General features: G+C 60.6%; 1 protein-coding gene. It reads left to right on the forward strand.

The window, feature by feature from the left end; genetic code table 11:
• The coding region (locus tag ACZXDY_RS46700; RefSeq protein WP_464350131.1) for a reverse transcriptase domain-containing protein at window positions 1-269 on the forward strand (269 nt) is incomplete at both ends.

Below are 269 nucleotides of genomic sequence, written 5' to 3' on the forward strand. Positions count from 1 at the left end.
GTGGTCACCCGGAAGTCGTCGACGCCGACCTCGCGGACTACTTCGGGAGCATTCCGCATGCCGAACTTCTGAAGTCGGTAGCACGCCGAATTGTCGATCGGCGCGTGCTGCATCTGATCAAGATGTGGCTGGAGTGTCCCGTGGAAGAAACCGACGATCGAGGAAGGAAGACACGTACGACCGAAGCCCGAGACAAGCGGCGCGGCATCCCGCAAGGTTCACCCATCTCCCCATTGCTGGCGAATCTCTACATGCGCCGGTTCGTGCTG

This window comes from Bradyrhizobium sp. LeoB3 (genome assembly GCF_055456055.1).